The sequence below is a fragment of the Nocardia sp. NPDC055321 genome (assembly GCF_053645575.1).
This window is the reverse complement of record NZ_JBSHMS010000022.1, coordinates 56,464-73,315: the sequence shown is the minus strand read 5'-3', so window position 1 is coordinate 73,315 and position 16,852 is coordinate 56,464. Positions and strand designations below refer to the sequence as shown.

Genomic DNA, 16,852 nt, shown 5'->3' with positions numbered 1-16,852 from the left:
GATCAGTTGCCATGGATCGTGACCCCGCGGTGCACGGTGCGCAGGCAGCGGGGCAGCTCGGCGCCGGGGGTCAGGGGCGGCAGGCCGGGGACGCGCGAGCGCGGGTCGGTGGACCAGCGCTGAACCTTGTCCGAGGCGGCCGCCACGACCAGATCCGCGGCCTCCCAGACCGCGTAGGAGGCGGGCGCGCCGGGGACCAGGGTGCCCGCGAGACCGTCGCGGACCCCGCCCGCGCGCCAGGCGCCGCGGGTGGCGGCGGCGAAGGCCGCGCGCGGGGAGATCTGATGACCGGGGGTGCGGTGGTGGGCGGCGGCGCGGATCGCGGCCCACGGATTCAGCGCGGTGACCGGGGAATCCGAGCCGATGGCCAGGGAGATCCCCGCGGCGGCCATGGCGGCGAAGGGGTTCAGGCCCGCGGCGCGCTCGGCGCCCAGGCGGGTGGCGTACATGCCGTCGGGTCCGCCCCAGGCGGCGTCGAAAGCCGGTTGCACGCTGGCGATCACGCCCCAGGCGGCGAGCTTGCCGATCTGCTCGGGATCGATCATCTCCGCGTGTTCCACGCGATGCCCGCGGGTGGCGACCGCCGGGCCGCCCAGACGGTCCACGACCTGCTCGAAGCCGGCGACGACCGCGTCCATGGCGGCATCGCCGATCACGTGGAATCCGGCCTGGATTCCAGCCTCGGTGCACGCCAGGACATGGGCGGCAACGGCTTCCGCGTCCAGGTAGGCGGTGCCGCGGGTGTCGAGGTCGGCGTAGGGGGCGCGCAGCAGGGCGGTGTGCGAGCCGAGCGAGCCGTCCACGAACAGGTCACCGCCCAGGGCGTGCACCCCGAGTTCCTTGGTCAGGGTGCGGGCCTCGTCGGCGGTGCGCACGGCCTGCCCCCAGTAGGCGCGGACCTCGACCCCGTGCGAAAAGGCCAGCAGCTCACGCACATCGGTCTCGCCGGAGATGTCCGGTCCCGCGCATTCGTGCACCGCGGCGATCCCCTGCGCGGCGGCGGCGTCGAGCGCGGCGCGGCGGGCGCGATCGCGCTGGGCCGGATCCAGGGCGCCCAGTGCCGCGCGGCGGACGCGATGGTGGGCGTCCGCGCGCAGCGGCTCGCCGCGGGTGAAGCCGGTCGCCTCGGTCACCCCCGGGACGGCGTCCAGCAGCGTGGTGGAGACCACGGCCGAATGCGCGTCCACGCGAGCCAGATACACCAGGCGGCCGGGCGCGGCGGCGTCGATCTCGGCGAGCGAAGGGGCGCGGCCGCCGGGCCAGGTCGTCTCGTCCCAGCCGTCGCCCAGGATCGGCCCGGCCGGCTGTGCGGCGGCGTGCGCGCGCAGCAGTTCCAGGCAGTGCTCGAGGGAATTCGCCTGTGCCAGATCGAGTCCGGTGAGTTTGAGGCCCAGCGCGGTGACATGCACGTGCGGGTCGGCGAAGGCGGGTGCGACGAAAGCGCCGTCCAGGTCGACGACCTCGGCGTCCGGGTGCAGCGCGCGCCCGGTGCGGTCCGCGCCGATCCACGTCACCTGGTCGCCGGTGACCGCCATGGCCGTGGCATCGGGGTTGGTCGAACTGTAGATTCGGCCGCCGACAAGCAACTGGGTACTCACGGGTTTCCAGTCTGCCGCACGCGGCCCGCCCGCCCGCAACCGCACTACCGCACAGCGGACGAATCGGATACGCGGGCTTGTCCGAATACGGCGCGAGGGCCGAGCGTGTGACGCTCGGCCCTCGCAGCAGTCGGGTTCCGGATCAGTGCCCGGGCTTGGTGAAGTCGGTCGACCCGTCGATGATCATGCGCCGGGCCGGGCCCTGGCCGTCGTCGTAGTACTCCCCGACCACGGTCGCGTCGATGACCTCCCCGTCCGGGTCGATCACCACGTTGCGGTAGCCGTACGGCCCGACGGCCGTGGCGACCCGCGAGAGCTTGCGGGCCGCGAACGCCGCGACCAGCGGGCGCAGCAGGAAACGCGTCACCGGGGTCAGGGCCAGCAGGCCCAGCAGCGAGGTGAGCAGACCCGGCACGAACATCAGCACCGCGCCGACGGTCACCAGCGCGCCGTCCGCGACCGCGGTACCGGGGTCGAGTTCACCGCGCGAGGCGCGCCGGAAGCCCTCGAACACGCGCCGGCCCTGCGAGCGGACCAGGATCAGACCGGCCGCCGAACCCAGCACAAGCAACAGGATCGTCGGGAAGACGCCGATGAGGTGACCGAAGAGCACCAGGGTGGCGATCTCGGCGACGAAGTAGGCCAGGAACAGCAGTGCGGGCATGGGGGGCGCTCCTTTCGAGCGATCTACTTCGTCAACGGCCGGCGGTGCGATTTTTCTCCCGATGCGGTGGTTCTCACATCGCATCGGGACTGTAGCGTCGCTCTACCAGGCGGCGATGCATCAGGCACGCAACCGCATCAGCACAGGTAGATCATGGTCCAGCCCGATTCGGCCCCCGAGTCCCGCCCGCGCACGCGCCGGCAGGCGTGGGAGCACGCCACCAACATTCCGATGCTCGCGCTGGCCGTGGCGTTCGTCGGCGTCTACGCCTGGCAGGTACTGGACACCGGCGCCTCCCCGCGCCTGGACACCTGGCTGACCGTCACCGACATCGCCATCTGGGCGGTGTTCGCCACCGATTTCGGCATCCGGGTGTGGCTCTCCACCGATCGGTGGCGGTTCGTGCGCCGCCGCCCGATCGAGGTGCTGATCGTGCTGCTGCCGCCCTTCCGGCCGCTGCGGCTCATGCGCGCGGCCCTGCTGATGCTGGACAGCCTCAACCGCAGTCGTGTCACCCGCGCCCGGCTGGCCATCTTCGTCGGCACGAGTTCGCTGCTCATCATGTTCCTGTGCTCGCTGGCGTTCTTCGACGCCGAGTACGGCGCGCCCGAGTCCAAGATCCTGAATTTCGGTGACGCCCTGTGGTGGTCGATGGTGTCGGTGACCACGGTCGGCTACGGCGACGTGTACCCGGTGACCACCGAGGGCCGGTTCATCGCCCTGATCCTGATGACCCTGGGCATCGGCCTGATCAGCTTCGCGATCGGCACCGCGACCAGCTGGGTGCTCGATCAGCTCAAGGCCGTGGAGGTCTCGACCGAGCGGGCCGATCAGGAGATCGGCCTGCTGGTCGCCGAGGTGCGGGCGCTGCGCGCGGAGGTCGCGGCGCTGCGCGGGACCGAGGCGCCGGACGGCGGGCCGGCTCAGGCGTTGCCCGGGCGCACCAGCCCGGTTTCGTAGGCGAGCACCACCGCCTGCACGCGGTCGCGCAGGCCGAGTTTGGTCAGCACCCGGCCGACGTGGGTCTTCACCGTCGCCTCGGACAGGAACAGCACGCCGGCGATCTCCGCGTTGGAGCGCCCGACCGCGATGTGTTCGAGCACCTCGCGCTCGCGGGCGGTGAGCACCTCGAGCACGCCCGGGTCGCGGCCCGCGGCGGGATCGTCGGCGATGAGGCGGTCCAGCAGGCGTTTGGTGACCTTCGGGGAGACCACGGCGTCACCGGCGGCGACGCTGCGGATGGCGGAGATCAGGTCCTCGGGCGGGGTGTCCTTGAGCAGGAACCCGCTCGCGCCCGCCCGCAGCGCGCCCAGCGCGTGTTCGTCGAGGTCGAAGGTGGTCATGACCAATACGCGGCTGCCGCAACCGGATTCGATGATGCGCGCGGTGGCGGTGACCCCGTCGGTGACGGGCATACGCACGTCCATCAGGACCACGTCGGGGCACAGCTCGGTGGCGCGGGTGATGGCGGTGGCGCCGTTGTCGGCCTCCCCCACCACCTCGAGATCGGGGTGGGCGCCGAGCACCATGCGCAATCCCGCGCGCATGAGCTCCTGATCGTCGACTACTAGAACGGTGATCGGCACCCGTTCAATCTATCGGTCGGGCTCGGGGTCGCCCCAGCCGTCGGGCTCGGGGTCCCCGGCCGCGGCCCGATCCAGCGGGATCGTCGCGCGAACGGTCCAGCCGCCGTTGCCGTTTCGGCCGGTGTCCAGGGTGCCGCCCAGCACCGCGATGCGTTCGCGCATGCCGAGCAGGCCCAATCCGCTGCCGGGAATGCGGGTGACCGCGGGTTCGCCGCGCCCGGAGTCGCTGATCTCCACCAGGACGTCGTGCTCGCGGCGGGCCACGATCACCTCCGCGCGCGGGGCCGGGCCGGCGTGACGCAGGGTGTTGGTGAGCGATTCCTGCACGATGCGGTGGATGCCGAGGCTGACCTCCGGGCTGACGGTGTCGAGCTCGCCGGTCATCTCCAGGCCCACGCCCAGGCCCGTGTCGCGCATCATGTGCACGACCTTGGCGATGCCGGCGGTGCCGTGCTGCGGCAGCCCTTCGGGCGCGTGTTCGCTGCGCAGCAGTTCGACCGTGCGGCGCAGTTCGCGCAGGGCGTCGCGGCCGGTGCCGGCGATGATGGTGACGGCCTTCTCCGCGGCGTCGGGGTCCCGGCGCAGGGTGTAGCGGGCGCCGTCGGCCTGCACGATCATGACGCTGACCGCGTGCGCGACCACGTCGTGCAGTTCGCGGGCGATGCGGGTGCGTTCGGCGGCGACGGCGTCGTGTGCGCGGCGTTCGCGGTCATAGTCGGCCACGGCCAGGCGGGCGGCGACCTCGTTGTCGTAGGCGTGGCGCGCGCCGACGAATTCGGCCAGGGTCCAGCACAGGGCGTAGTAGAGCGCGGTGAAGGCGGTGTCGGTGAAGCTCTCGGGGGTGTCCAGCAGCAGCGCGGACAGGGTGCCGTCGACCAGCAGCACCCCGAGGTACCACAGGCCCTCGCGCCGGCCGACGTAGGCGACCAGCGTGTAGAGCATGATGCCCAGGCCCAGCAGGGCCGGGTGCAGCGCGTTGCCCTGGGCCAGGCCCCAGTGCACGAGCGTCAAACAGATCGAGAGTGCCACCAGCACAACGGCACTGGCGCGCGGGTAGGTGCGCCGGAACACCATCGGCAGTACCAGCAGCACGCCGAGCACCACGTAGACGACGCGATGTCGGCTCTCCCCGATGGCGAGCATGTCGATGATCAGCAGACCCAGTGCCAGCATGGAGTCCGAGATCAGCGGCCTGTCCCGCAGCCACAAACTGAACCGGCGCATGCGTCCACCCTAGGTGCAGCGCCCGAGCCCCACCCCGAGCCGGATCGCCGCGTCGCCGGGACGCGGCGGTGAGCGGTGGGCGGCGTGGTTGGTTTGCCCGGAGTTGGCGCGGTCTGCTTGGCTCGGGCGGTGACGGGTGTGGACTGGGCGGTCTTGCTGAGTGCGGCGTTGGCGGCGGGGTGGGTCGACGCGGTGGTGGGCGGGGGCGGGTTGATCGTGCTGCCCACGCTGTTCGTGGTGATGCCCGGGCTGGCGCCGCAGACGGCGCTGGGCACCAACAAGCTCGCGGCCTTCTCCGGCACGACCGCGGCGGTGATCACCTTCGCGCGCAAGGTGCCGATGCAGTGGAAGCGCCTGCTGCCGGCGGCGGCGCTGGCGGGTGGGGCGGCGGCGGCCGGTTCGGCGGCGGTCGCGCTGATCGACCGCGACCTGTTCATCCCGATCGTCATGGTGGTGTTGATCGGCGTCGCGATCGTGGTGACCGTGCGCCCGTCCATCGGCGTCACCCTGGCCACCGACCCGCCCACCCGCCGCAAGACGATCCTGGTCATCGCCCTGGCGGCCGGCCTGATCGGCTTCTACGACGGCATCCTGGGCCCCGGCACCGGCACGTTCCTGATCATCACCTTCGCGACCCTGCTGGGCACCGAGTTCGTCCGCGCCGCCGCGATGGCCAAGGTCATCAACTGCGGTTCGAACCTCGGCTCCCTGGTGTTCCTGGCGAGCACCGGCCACGTCCTGTGGGCGCTGGGCCTGTCGATGGCGGCCGCGAACGTCGCGGGTTCGGTGGTCGGCTCCCGCATGGCCCTGGCCCGCGGCGCCAGCTTCGTCCGCGTGGTCCTGCTGGTGGTGGTCGTCGCGATGGTCATCCGCCTCGGCTGGCAACAGTTCGCCTGACTTTCGTCACACGACACCGCCCGAGCCGAATACACCTCGGCCGGGCCACCACGGTTCGCGGTGGCCCGGCCGAGTGACCGAATGCTCCGGATCAGGCGCCGCTGTCCCCCGAACCCGACCGACTCCCGTCGACACCCGAAATCACCGTTGCGGAACCGGATTCGACCGCGGCACCCACGGCCCCGTCCTCATCCTCCCCCGACGCCACGGTCGCCTGCCGCCGCAACACCGCGGCACCCAGGTGCCGGACCGGAACCGCAAGCCGCGGCCGCGAATTCGCGTCCCAGTAGGGAACCGCCCCGCCCTCGGGGGCGGTCGGCGCGGCCTCGGTCGAGAAATCCCCTGCGACCGAATAGGACCGCGGGCCCCCGCGGAGGGTCTCCCGCGCCCCGGGCTCCTGAACCTCACTCACGGGCTGGAGATCCGCTGACTCGGGTCCTTTGCGCTCGGCGAAAACTCCACCGGCAGTGGGGACATCCTCGCCCGTACGCGCCGGCCGCTCGGGCAGAATCCCGCCGGCTTTCGAGTCGACGGCCACGGACTCTCGCGGCACGAATACCGCAGGCTCAACCACGGTCTCATCAACCCCGAGCGCAGGTTTCCCCGCGCCCGAGACGAACTCGATCGCGTTCCCGGCGACCGGGACCGTCGCGCCCGACTCGGGCGCGCCCCGCTCGGCTTCCGGCACGGACACGTCAGGCCGGGCCACCGTCCACCGACTCCGGTCGTGCATGTCCCACCGGGTGTCTCCGGCTGTCCGGGTCTCGTCCGCCTCGCCCCCGATGGCCCGGATCGAACCGGCGTCGGCACGTGCGGCGGCGACATCGAGACGGCTCACCGGCACCGGGACCGACTCGTCGGCCGCGCCGGTTTCCCGCACCGCCGACTCCGGATCCGCCGTGCCGTCCCGGTCCGGGCGACCGCCACCGGTTACCTCGATATCCGAGGTGCTCACCGGTTCCCGGCGCACGAACGCCCCCGAAGCGGCGTCCCGCGCGGTGTGCGAGTCGGTGGCGTAGTCCCATGTCGTGGTCACCTGGACCGCAGGACCTCGCTGCCCGGCCGGCATGGGCACATCGCTTGCCGCGGGTCCGATCGAATCGTCCGCGTCGGAGTTTCGGGTGACACCGAACCCGGGGCGCACGCTCGGTTCCGGCATGCGTCCGAGATCGGCGGTGACGGGACTCACCGCTTCCGGCTGGAACCCAACGCGCGCAGCCGGTTCAGCGCCGGGCGCATCGCCGGTGGCGGAATCCGCCGTGGGCCCGATGCCCGCGCGCATCTCTCGGTCCTTGTCTACGATCGGCTGCGCATCCGCTGTCGGTTCGACCGTGGACGGGCTTTCACCGGCGACGGCGACGGACACCGCACGTTCGAACTCGTAGCGCGCGACCGGTCCGATGACGGGCAGGGCACCCGGGCCGGACTCGGCACGACCTTCCGGACGCGACCTTCGGGAGGCGTCCACGGCATGGTCCGAACGTGCACCCGATTCGACCGAGTCCGCTACCTCGGGGGCGACCGTGTGCGCGGTTGATACCGAGGGGACCTGCCGCGCAGCGGTTTCCGTGAGCGCCTGACCATTCGGCTCCGCGCTTGTCGCGCCCGCCGGTTGGGGCGGGGTGAGGCAGGGAGGGTCGGAGACCGTCGCCGGGCGCGGAGCGGCGGGTGCCGGTTCCGGGCGGTTCGCCGCCGTGGACAGTTCGGCCGCGGACAGTCCCGTGTGGGTCAGGCCCGAGGTCGCGTCGGTGCGGGTGGCGTAGGAGTCGTCCGGATCCGGGGTTGGGGAGGTGCGGGATTCGGGGGTGCCGGCCGAGCTCCAGGTGTCGGACTGGCGGACCGTCGCGCCGAATACGCGGACCGCGCGGGACACCTCGGCGGGGGTGGTGATCGCGCAGGCCTCGGCGTCGAAATTGCCGCGTACCTGGACCGTCACCGGGGCGGGGCGCGCGGTCGCGTCGAGCGCGGCGGACGGGCCGGAGGCGGTGTGCGCCTGCGGGATCGGGCCCACCAGGGTGTCGCGGGAGGGGGGCTCGGCGGGGGCGAAGATCCGGCTGGCCTGGGACGCCTTGGCGGCGGCCGAGGTTCCCCGTGCCGGAGCCATGGGCGCGGCGCGGCGGGGGTCACCGGAGGACGGGCCCGTGGCGTCGCGCCGAATCTCGGGTGCGCGCAACGCACCCGGCTCCCGGCGCACCTGGGGCGCGCGGACCGGAGCCCCGCCCGAACCCGGGGCGGGCTGTGCCACACCGGTTCCGGGCCGGGGCGCGGTGAGCCACGGCGCGAGCACCGTGGACGTGGTGTCCTGGATGCGGCGCTGGAGCTCGGCCGGATCACCGGCGGCCCCGCTCTGGAACAGCGCGGTGAGCGCACCGGACACCGCGCCGATCACGGCACCTACCAGGGCGGCCGCGCCGACCTCGTCCAGTTCCTCCGGGAACGCCGCGCGCAGTTGCTGTGCGATTTCCTGCTGGGCCGACAGCTGTGCGTAGGCGGCCCGGCCACTGACCGCGGGGATATGACGGGACACCTGCGCGCGAATCACCGCGATGCGGGCCGAGAGTTTGTCTCCCGCTTGCGCTCCCGGATCGTCGCCGGCCGCGCGCAACGCCCGCAGCAGCACCTCGACCGGTCGTTCCTCGGGCGTGCGGGCGGCGATGGCGCGCGCCGCCGAACTCACCCGATCGTCGGGTTCGGGGAACAGCAGTTCCTCTTTACTGGCGAAGTAGTTGAAGAAGGTCCGGGTGCCCACTTCGGCGGCGGCGGCGATGTCGGCGACGGTGGTCGCCTCGTAGCCTCTGGCTTCGAACAGTTCGGCGGCGGCCTCGTACAGGGCGCGGCGGGTGCGTTCTCGTTTGCGATCGCGTAGTGCGGATGGCGGCACGCGGGCAGACGCTACGGCATCCGAACAGCAAAACCTCGCATGTGCAGGGCTTGTCGCGTGCGTTTCCCTGTGTGCTACTTCGCACCCCGTGCGTTCTTGCAGCGTGTGCACCTTTGCAGCCTGTGAAGGCGAACGGGTGTGCGCGTGCTGTTGAACGACCGCCGGGGCACCCTCTAGCGTGGTGCGGGTGAGCATCGCAACCAAGGTCGTGGACGAGGAGTTCCGCGCACTCCCCCTGGCGGAGCTGGCCGAGGCCGCCCTGTCGGCGGCGACTGCGGCGGGCGCGCAGTACGCGGATCTGCGCGTGCACCGACTCCTACAGCAGTCCATCAGATTGCGGGACGGCCGCGTCGAATCGGTGCGCGACAGTACCGATCTCGGCTTCGCGGTCCGGGTCATCGTCGACGGCACATGGGGTTTCGCCTCGCACGCCGACCTCACCGCGAACTCCGCCGTCGAGGTCGCGCGCCGCGCGGTGACGGTAGCCACAACGTTGCGGGCCCTGAATCGCGAACGGGTGGAACTCGCTCCGGAGCCGCGCTACGCCGACGCGGAGTACGTCTCCGCCTACGATATCGACCCCTTCTCGGTCGCCACCCCCGACAAAGTGGCACTGCTGCTGGACTATTCGGAACGACTCGCCGCCGCGGACGGCGTCGATCACGTGACCGCCTCGGTGCTGCAGGTCAAGGAGCAGACCTTCTACGCCGACACCCTCGGCTCCCGCATCACCCAGCAGCGGGTGCGCCTGCACCCCCAATTCGAGGCCATCACCGTCGATCCCGCCGCGGGCGTGTTCGAAACCATGCGCACCCTGGCCGCTCCGGCCGGGCGCGGCTGGGAGTACGTGACCGGCGCGGACGGAATCTGGGACTGGGACGGCGAACTCGGCCGCATTCCGGGCTGGCTGGCCGAGAAGGTCAAGGCGCCCACCGTGGTCGCGGGTCCCACCGATCTGGTGATCGATCCCACCAATCTGTGGCTGACCATTCACGAGTCGATCGGCCACGCCACCGAATACGATCGCGCCATCGGCTACGAATCCGCCTACGCCGGAACCTCCTTCGCCACCCCCGACCTGCTGGGCACCCTGCGCTACGGCACCCCGATCATGCACGTGACCGGCGACCGCACCCAGGAGCACGGCCTGGCCACGGTCGGCTGGGACGACGAGGGCGTGGCCGGGCAGCGCTGGGACCTGGTGCGCGAGGGCACCCTGGTCGGCTACCAGCTCGACCGCTCGTTCGCCCCGCGCCTGGGCCTCGAGCGCTCGAACGGCTGCTCCTACGCCGACTCCGCGCATCACGTCCCGATCCAGCGCATGGCGAACGTGTCCCTGCAACCCGATCCCGAGCGCGACACCACGACCGCCGAACTGATCTCCCGGGTCGAGAACGGGCTGTACATCGTCGGCGACAAGTCGTGGTCGATCGACATGCAGCGCTACAACTTCCAGTTCACCGGTCAGCGGTTCTTCCGGATCCGGAACGGCGAGCTGGCCGGGCAGGTGCGCGATGTCGCGTATCAGGCCACCACCACCGACTTCTGGGGCGCGATGGAAGCGGTCGGCGGTCCGTCCACCTGGCAGTTGGGCGGTGCGTTCAATTGCGGTAAGGCGCAGCCCGGTCAGGTCGCGGCGGTCTCGCACGGCTGCCCGTCGGTCCTGGTGCGCGGCATCAACGTTCTCAACACCCGCGCCGAGGCCGGGCAGTGACCCGGGCATCGGGGAAAGGATCGATACGGTGAGTGTGCTTCCCGCACCCGAGGTCGTCGAACGGGCGCTGCGTCTCTCGCGCGCCGACGAGGCGATGGTGATCGTCACCGACGCGCACGAGGCGTCCCTGCGCTGGGCCGGAAACTCCATGACCACCAACGGTTCCTCGGTCGCCCGGGACTGGGCGGTGGTCTCGATCCTGCGGGACGGGGCGAGCGCGCGCGTGGGCAGCGTGAGTTCCACGAGTGTGGATCCGGCCGATATCGAGGCCGTGGTCCGCGCCAGCGAAGCGGCCGCGCGGGCGGCCGAACCGGCCAAGGACGCGATGCCGCTGCTGGAACCCGGCGCGGTCGACGCCGACACCCTGGATCGGATGCTCGACTGGGAGGGTACGCCCGCGACCACCGACATCGGGGTGTTCGGGGAGCTGGCGCGCGATCTCGCGCCCGGGTTCGACGGCGCGGACAAGCTGTACGGCTTCGCGCACCACCAGGTGCATTCCACCTGGCTGGGCACCTCGGCCGGGATGCGCCGGCGCTGGGTGCAGCCGACCGGTTCGGTGGAGATCAACGGAAAGCGCGGCGCCGGAGCGGATCTGGCCAGCGCGTGGGTCGGCGCGGGCACCACCGACTTCCAGGACGTGGACGTGCCGGGGCTGCTGGCCGAGCTCGCGCGCCGCCTGGATTGGAGCAAGCGGCGGGTCGATCTGCCCGCCGGGCGCTACGAGACGCTGCTGCCGCCCTCGGCGGTCGCCGATCTCATGATCTACATGGCCTGGTCCATGGAGGGCCGCGGCGCGCACGAGGGTCACACCGCGTTCGCGCGCGCGGGTGGTACGCGAATCGGGGAGCGGCTCACCGATATTCCGCTCACCCTGTTCTCGGATCCGTCGGCGGCGGGGCTGGAGTACCGGCCGTTCGTGGCGACCCCGGCGTCCTCGGAGTCGCTGTCGGTGTTCGACAACGGGCTCAGCGCCCAGCGCGCGGACTGGGTGCGCGAGGGCGTGGTGGAGTCGCTGGTGTACCCGCGCGCCACGGCCGCCGAGTTCGACGCACCCGTCACCCTGCCCGGGGAGAACCTGCTCATGACGGGCGGTTCGGACGCCTCGCTGACGGACATGATCGCCCGCACCGAGCGCGGGCTGCTGCTCACCTGCCTGTGGTACATCCGCGAGGTGGATCCGGCGACGCTGCTGCTGACCGGTCTGACCCGGGACGGGGTGTACCTGGTGGAGGACGGCGAGGTGGTCGGGGCGGCGAACAACTTCCGCTTCAACGAGTCGCCGCTGGATCTGCTGCGCCGGGTGTCCGAGGCGGGCCGCACCGAGATCGCGCTGCCCCGGGAGTGGAAGGACTGGTTCACCCGGACGGCCATGCCGCCGTTGCGCATTCCCGATTTCCACATGTCCTCGGTCAGCCAGGCCACCTAGTCCCCCGGTCCGCCGGGACCGGCTCGACCACGAAGGAGTCGGTCCCGATGGGTGCCACCCGCATCGGCCTGGGCGGCAGGTCCGGCTGGTCCGCGCTGGTCGCCGGCCTGTGCGTACTGGGCGTGCTGGAGGCGGTGGTCCTGCATTTCCTGGTCACCGCCCTGCTCCCGGAAGTCGTTGCCCGCGTGGTCGATATCGTCGTCGGCGCGGCCACGCTGGTCCTGCTCGCGGCTGTGGCCTCACCCCTGTGGAGCGGCGTCCGGGTAACCGACGCCCTGCTACGCGTCCGCTTCGGCTGGCTGGCAGCCCTCGATATCCCCCTCACCTCGATCACCGCGATCGCCCAGTTCACCCCGCCCGCCCGGGACCCCGCCGAACTCGGCCTGGCCGTAGACGAGGATTCCGGCCACCTCACCGTGATCCGCTCCCCGTCCTCTCCCCTGCTCCGCATCGAGTTCACCCCGCCGGTCCCCGCCCGCACGCTGGCCTTCCGCCGCGTCCGGGCCACCTCCCTGACCCTGAGCGTCACCGACCCCGACAGCCTCCGCGCTGCGGCGGGGCATTGACTTTCATCGCGAGACGACGATTACTCGCACGAAACCGATTCGGGCACGACTGGTGATCCGCACCGGCGGCCAACATCAGGCCGACCGTGCGTCGGCCAGCACGCGGGCTATGCGGCGGTGTCCGATCGAGACCCGAGGCTCTTTGGCGGTGTCGCTGCGAGGACAGACATAGGCCCGAGATGTTCCGTCGACAGCGCGACCGTGAGGGCCCTGCCCCGCCCACCGGTTGCGCCGCGAGCGAACAGCATGCCGGGTGCCCGGCGCGCGGGCATCCTGGAATGACTCACCCGTAATCATGTAATCGGATGGTGGTCACCGTGTCCGACGAACCCGCCCTCTCCCCCGCCGGCGAATTCGAGTCCGCCGACCCCGCCGCGCCGAACGCCGACGCCGAATTGTTCGGTCTGCCCGGCACTTCCGACCCGGTGTCTGATCTCCCTACAGCGGGCGACACGACCTCCGGCTCGGCGCGGCCGGGGGCGGACGTCCCGGTGCTGGACGCGTACTCGCGGGCCGTCATCGCGGTGGCGCGGGCGGTCACGCCGCACGTGGCCAGTGTGCAGACCCGGCGCGGGACCGGGTCGGCGGTCGTGTTCACCGACGACGGGTATCTGCTGACCAACGCGCACGTCGTGGGGAGCGTGGGCAACGGGGTCGTCGTGTTCGCGGACGGGGCCGAATCGCGATTCGAGGTCGTGGGGGTGGACCCGCTCTCGGATCTGGCGGTGCTGCGGGCGCGGGGCGGGGCGCCCGCGGCCGCCACGCTCGGGGACGCGGACGCACTGGTGGTCGGCCAGTTGGTGGTCGCGGTCGGCAGCCCGCTCGGGTTGGCCGGATCGGTGACCGCGGGCGTGGTGAGTGCGCTGGGCCGGTCGGTGCCGGTGGGCAACCGGCGCACCGCGCGGGTGATCGAGGACGTCATCCAGACCGATGCCGCCCTGAACCCGGGCAATTCCGGTGGCGCGCTGGCCGATTCACTGGGCCGGGTGGTCGGGATCAACACCGCGGTGGCGGGCATCGGGCTGGGCCTGGCGATTCCGATCAACCGGACCACGCGCCGCATCATCACCACGCTGCGCCACGACGGCCGGGTACGGCGCGCCTACCTCGGAGTGGTCGGGGTGCCCGCTCCCTTGCCCGCGGACGTCGCCGAACGCACCGGCCAGAACGCCGGGCTGCGGATCATGGAGGTAGTGCGCGGTGGTCCCGCCGAACGCGCGGGCCTGCGCCGGGGAGACCTGGTGCTGAGCGTGGCCCGGCGGGAAGTGCGTGACGCCCAGGGCATTCAGAGTCAGCTCTTCGACGAGGCCATCGGCCGCGCGCTCCCGGTGACGGTGCTGCGCAACGGCGCGATGGTCGACGTGATCGCGGTGCCGAGCGAACTTCCGGCCGACTGAGGCGGCAGCGGCGGTCGCGATCAACCACCGGCGCGGGGACGCCCGCGCGTCAGGACGCCGAGCGCGCGGCCTCCGCGGCGGGATTCCAGTTCTCGGCGAGCTCTTCGAGCGGGATGTCCAGGGTGCGGCTCAGGGCCACCACCGTGCCGAACGCCGGCGTCGGCAACCGGCCGGATTCGATCTTGCGCAGGGTCTCGGGCGAGATGCCCGCCGCGGCGGCGACCTCGACGAGCTCGCGCTCTCCGCGGGCGGTGCGCAGCGCGCGGCCCAGGCGGCGGCCGGCCTCGAGCTGCGCCGGGGTCAGTGGAAGCCGAACCATGAAACCTCACCTGTCTGCCGGTATGCCGCCCGGCGACCCGGGCGGGTGCGGCCGTTCGCCGCGATTGGGATAAAAATACCACGGGCGGCTATGGTCGGTATTAAAATACCGATCACGGAGGTTGTCATGGTGGAACTCAAGACCGCGGCGGAGATCGCCCGCATGCGGGTCACGGGCCGATTCGTCGCCGAGGTACTGGCCGAACTGCGCGAGCGCGCCGCGGTGGGGGTGAACCTCCTCGAGCTCGAAGCCCATGTGCGCGAGCGCATTCGGCAGCGCGGCGCGGTCTCCTGCTACTGGGACTACTCCCCCTCGTTCGGGCGCGGCCCCTTCCGCAACACGGTGTGCCTGTCGGTCAACGACGCCGTGCTGCACGGCCTGCCCTTCGACTACGACCTGCGCGACGGCGACGTGCTCACCATGGATCTGGCGGTGAGCATCGACGGCTGGGTGGCCGACGCCGCCACGACCGTCACCGTGGGCACCGCCGCCCCCGAGGACACCCGCCTCATCCGCGCCACCGAACTGGCCCTGGACGCCGCGATCGCCGCCGCCCAGCCCGGCAATCGCCTCGGCGACGTCTCCGCGGCCATCGCCGCGGTCGCCGCCGCGCACGGCTACCCGGTGAACACCGAATTCGGCGGCCACGGCCTGGGCCGCACCATGCACGAGGATCCGCACGTGGCCAACGACGGCCGCCCCGGCCGCGGCTACCGCCTGCGCCCCGGCCTGACCATCGCCATCGAACCGTGGTTCGCCCGCACCACCGACCGCGTCTACACCGACCCGGACGGCTGGACCATCCGCTCGGCCGACGGCTCGCGCACCGCCCATTCCGAACACACCGTGGCCATCACCGCCGACGGACCGCAGGTGCTCACCCTCGTCGCCTGACCACCGCGGGTACCGCGACCGAGCCGCGATCGGGCGGCGGCCCCCTGGGTGATCCACGCCCGGCCGCGCGCGCGAAAACCTCTCTGCACGATAATGATTCGATGAACATCGACGACGTACCGCAGGGCGCCGGGATCGACCGGCCGCAGGCCCCGGGCAACGGGCATCCGCCCGGGACCGAAACCGGCCTGGATCCCGGCAATGCCGCGCTGGCCACGGCGTTGGCGCAGCTCGAGGGCGGTCGCCGCTTCCCCGACGGGCAGCGCCGCATCTTCCTCGCGGCCATCGACGCCTTCTCCGAGCGTGGTTTCCACGCCACCACCACCCGCGACATCGCCGCCCGCGCAGGCCTGAGCCCGGCCGGGCTGTACGTGCATTTCCGCTCCAAAGAGGAAGTTCTGCACCGTATCTCGCTCTCGGCGCTGCGCCTGACCCAGCAGGTGGCCGAGGCCGCGGCGGCCGGCCCCGGCACCGCCGCCGAGCGCCTGGCCCGCACCGTGCGCGAGCTGACCGTCTGGCATGCCCGCTACAGCGGTTCGGTCCGCGTCGTGCTCTACCACCTGACCGACCTCACCCCCGACCACCGCGCCGAGGTGACCGAGGTACAGCACGGCCTGCACCGCCTGATCCGCGATCTGGCCGCGGACGGCGCGCGCACCGGCGAATTCGACATCACCGATCCGAGCGCGACCGCCCTGGCCCTGCTGGGCCTGAGCGTGGACACCTCGCGCTGGTATCGCCCCGGCTACCGCAGCACCCCGGAGACCCTCGGCGACGAATACGCCACGCTCGCACTGCGTATGGTCGGCGCCCGCACCCGGTGACCGCGCCCGGACGTCCCGCGCATCCGGCGCCGCACGCCCGGCCGCACCCGTTCCACACGCCCGGCGCGCACCCGCCGCACCACATCGGACGCCGCGGGCCGGTAACGCACCGGCCCGGTCGCGTCAGGCCTGTTCGGCCAGCCAGTCCCGCAGCGCCGCTACCGCTTTGAGCTCGTCGTCCACCACCGCGCGATCGTCGTCGGAGAGCGCGAGGGTGTCGATCTGCGCGATCAACTGGGCCACCCGGCCGGCATCTTCCGCGGCGGCCGCGATCTCGGCGAGCATGGCCAGCGCGCGGGCCCGCTCGACCGGGCTGGCCTTGATGGCGTGCCGGCGCAGGCCGGTCTCGATGACGCGGGCGGCGGCCACGTCGTCGTTCTTGGAGTCCCGCAGGATCCGGGCGTGGTCCAGCACCCGGGCCAGCCCCTCGAGCGCCGCCGACCCGCCGTATTCGGGGTCCGGTTCATCGCGCTGGATGTAGATGACGGTGTTGCCGACCGGGTCCACGACGGTGAAACGCGTTTGCCCGGGCCGGAATCGGGTGATGCGCGGCGTCCCGCGGGCGGGGATGCGCCCGTACTTGGCACGCAGCGCGGCGGTGAACTCCACGTGCCAGGGTTCGACCTCGTCGACCACCACCAGGCACCCGATGTGTGCCCGCTGGGCGTCGAGTTCCTTGGGCGTCGGACCGAAGTGCAGTTCGAATCCGTTGCGCCGCACCGCCCCGTAGCTGTACGGGCGATGCTGCTCGTACGTGACGACGTAGCCCAGCGTCTTGTAGAAATCGAGAGTCTCCGGCAGATTGCCGCCCCAGAGCATGGGAACCGAAGTCGCCACCATTACTGCCTCCTCGCACTGT

Annotated in this window: 15 protein-coding genes; 8 read left to right on the top strand and 7 right to left on the bottom strand. The window is 71.9% G+C overall.

Annotated elements, in window-relative coordinates; translation table 11 throughout:
- Positions 1-2 precede the first annotated feature (2 nt).
- Together ACWIGI_RS30810 and ACWIGI_RS30805 are read right to left on the bottom strand one after the other, a co-directional pair.
- Positions 3-1,598, bottom strand: a complete 1,596-nt coding sequence (locus ACWIGI_RS30810) for an amidohydrolase (protein WP_454206231.1) — start codon at positions 1,596-1,598, stop codon at positions 3-5.
- Positions 1,599-1,740: 142 nt separating this feature from the next.
- Positions 1,741-2,262, bottom strand: coding sequence for an FxsA family protein (locus ACWIGI_RS30805; protein ID WP_454206229.1), 522 nt, complete (start codon positions 2,260-2,262; stop codon positions 1,741-1,743).
- 153 nt (positions 2,263-2,415) lie between these two features.
- Between ACWIGI_RS30805 and ACWIGI_RS30800 the strand changes: the two genes are divergently transcribed.
- Positions 2,416-3,222 (top strand): potassium channel family protein, encoded by an 807-nt coding sequence (locus ACWIGI_RS30800; protein ID WP_454206227.1) that lies wholly within the window; start codon positions 2,416-2,418, stop codon positions 3,220-3,222.
- Here the strand turns inward: ACWIGI_RS30800 and ACWIGI_RS30795 are convergent.
- The gene (locus tag ACWIGI_RS30795) at positions 3,186-3,848 is read right to left on the bottom strand and encodes a response regulator (RefSeq protein ID WP_454206225.1); all 663 of its coding nucleotides are present in this window, start codon (positions 3,846-3,848) and stop codon (positions 3,186-3,188) included. The two genes, ACWIGI_RS30800 and ACWIGI_RS30795, sit on opposite strands and share 37 nt — an antisense overlap.
- Before the next feature lie 9 nt (positions 3,849-3,857).
- Positions 3,858-5,072, bottom strand: a complete 1,215-nt coding sequence (locus tag ACWIGI_RS30790; RefSeq protein WP_454206223.1) for a sensor histidine kinase — start codon at positions 5,070-5,072, stop codon at positions 3,858-3,860.
- A gap of 129 nt (positions 5,073-5,201) precedes the next feature.
- Between ACWIGI_RS30790 and ACWIGI_RS30785 the strand changes: the two genes are divergently transcribed.
- Positions 5,202-5,969, top strand: coding sequence for a TSUP family transporter (locus ACWIGI_RS30785; RefSeq protein ID WP_454206221.1), 768 nt, complete (start codon positions 5,202-5,204; stop codon positions 5,967-5,969).
- 91 nt (positions 5,970-6,060) lie between these two features.
- Here the strand turns inward: ACWIGI_RS30785 and ACWIGI_RS30780 are convergent, their stop codons facing one another.
- Positions 6,061-8,850 (bottom strand): TetR family transcriptional regulator, encoded by a 2,790-nt coding sequence (locus tag ACWIGI_RS30780; RefSeq protein ID WP_454206219.1) that lies wholly within the window; start codon positions 8,848-8,850, stop codon positions 6,061-6,063.
- A gap of 187 nt (positions 8,851-9,037) precedes the next feature.
- Here ACWIGI_RS30780 and ACWIGI_RS30775 point away from each other — a divergent pair, with 187 nt between their 5' ends.
- The 4 genes from ACWIGI_RS30775 (at position 9,038) to ACWIGI_RS30760 (ending at position 13,956) form a co-directional block, all read left to right on the top strand.
- Positions 9,038-10,564 carry a TldD/PmbA family protein gene (locus tag ACWIGI_RS30775; protein ID WP_454206217.1) on the top strand — a complete coding sequence of 509 codons (1,527 nt, stop codon included), beginning with the start codon at positions 9,038-9,040 and terminating at the stop codon, positions 10,562-10,564.
- Between the two features lie 34 nt (positions 10,565-10,598).
- On the top strand, positions 10,599-11,993 hold the full coding sequence (locus tag ACWIGI_RS30770) for a metallopeptidase TldD-related protein (RefSeq protein WP_454206305.1): 1,395 nt from the start codon (positions 10,599-10,601) through the stop codon (positions 11,991-11,993).
- A 47-nt stretch (positions 11,994-12,040) separates the two neighbouring features.
- Positions 12,041-12,559: a hypothetical protein gene (locus tag ACWIGI_RS30765; protein WP_454206215.1), complete on the top strand. Its 519-nt coding sequence runs from the start codon at positions 12,041-12,043 to the stop codon at positions 12,557-12,559.
- 491 nt (positions 12,560-13,050) lie between these two features.
- A complete protein-coding gene (locus tag ACWIGI_RS30760; RefSeq protein WP_454206303.1) occupies positions 13,051-13,956 on the top strand; it encodes a S1C family serine protease in 906 nt (301 codons plus the stop codon).
- 49 nt (positions 13,957-14,005) lie between these two features.
- On the opposite strand, the gene ACWIGI_RS30755 is transcribed toward ACWIGI_RS30760, so the two are convergent.
- Entirely contained in the window at positions 14,006-14,275 is a 270-nt protein-coding gene (locus ACWIGI_RS30755; RefSeq protein ID WP_454206213.1) for a helix-turn-helix transcriptional regulator, read from the bottom strand.
- Between the two features lie 126 nt (positions 14,276-14,401).
- Between ACWIGI_RS30755 and map the strand changes: the two genes are divergently transcribed.
- Positions 14,402-15,169 carry a type I methionyl aminopeptidase gene (map, locus tag ACWIGI_RS30750; RefSeq protein ID WP_454206211.1) on the top strand — a complete coding sequence of 256 codons (768 nt, stop codon included), beginning with the start codon at positions 14,402-14,404 and terminating at the stop codon, positions 15,167-15,169.
- Positions 15,170-15,270: 101 nt separating this feature from the next.
- The gene (locus ACWIGI_RS30745) at positions 15,271-15,993 is read left to right on the top strand and encodes a TetR family transcriptional regulator (RefSeq protein WP_454206209.1); all 723 of its coding nucleotides are present in this window, start codon (positions 15,271-15,273) and stop codon (positions 15,991-15,993) included.
- Between the two features lie 123 nt (positions 15,994-16,116).
- Here the strand turns inward: ACWIGI_RS30745 and ACWIGI_RS30740 are convergent, their stop codons facing one another.
- Positions 16,117-16,833 carry a glyoxalase gene (locus tag ACWIGI_RS30740; protein WP_454206207.1) on the bottom strand — a complete coding sequence of 239 codons (717 nt, stop codon included), beginning with the start codon at positions 16,831-16,833 and terminating at the stop codon, positions 16,117-16,119.
- Between the last annotated feature and the right edge of the window lie 19 nt (positions 16,834-16,852).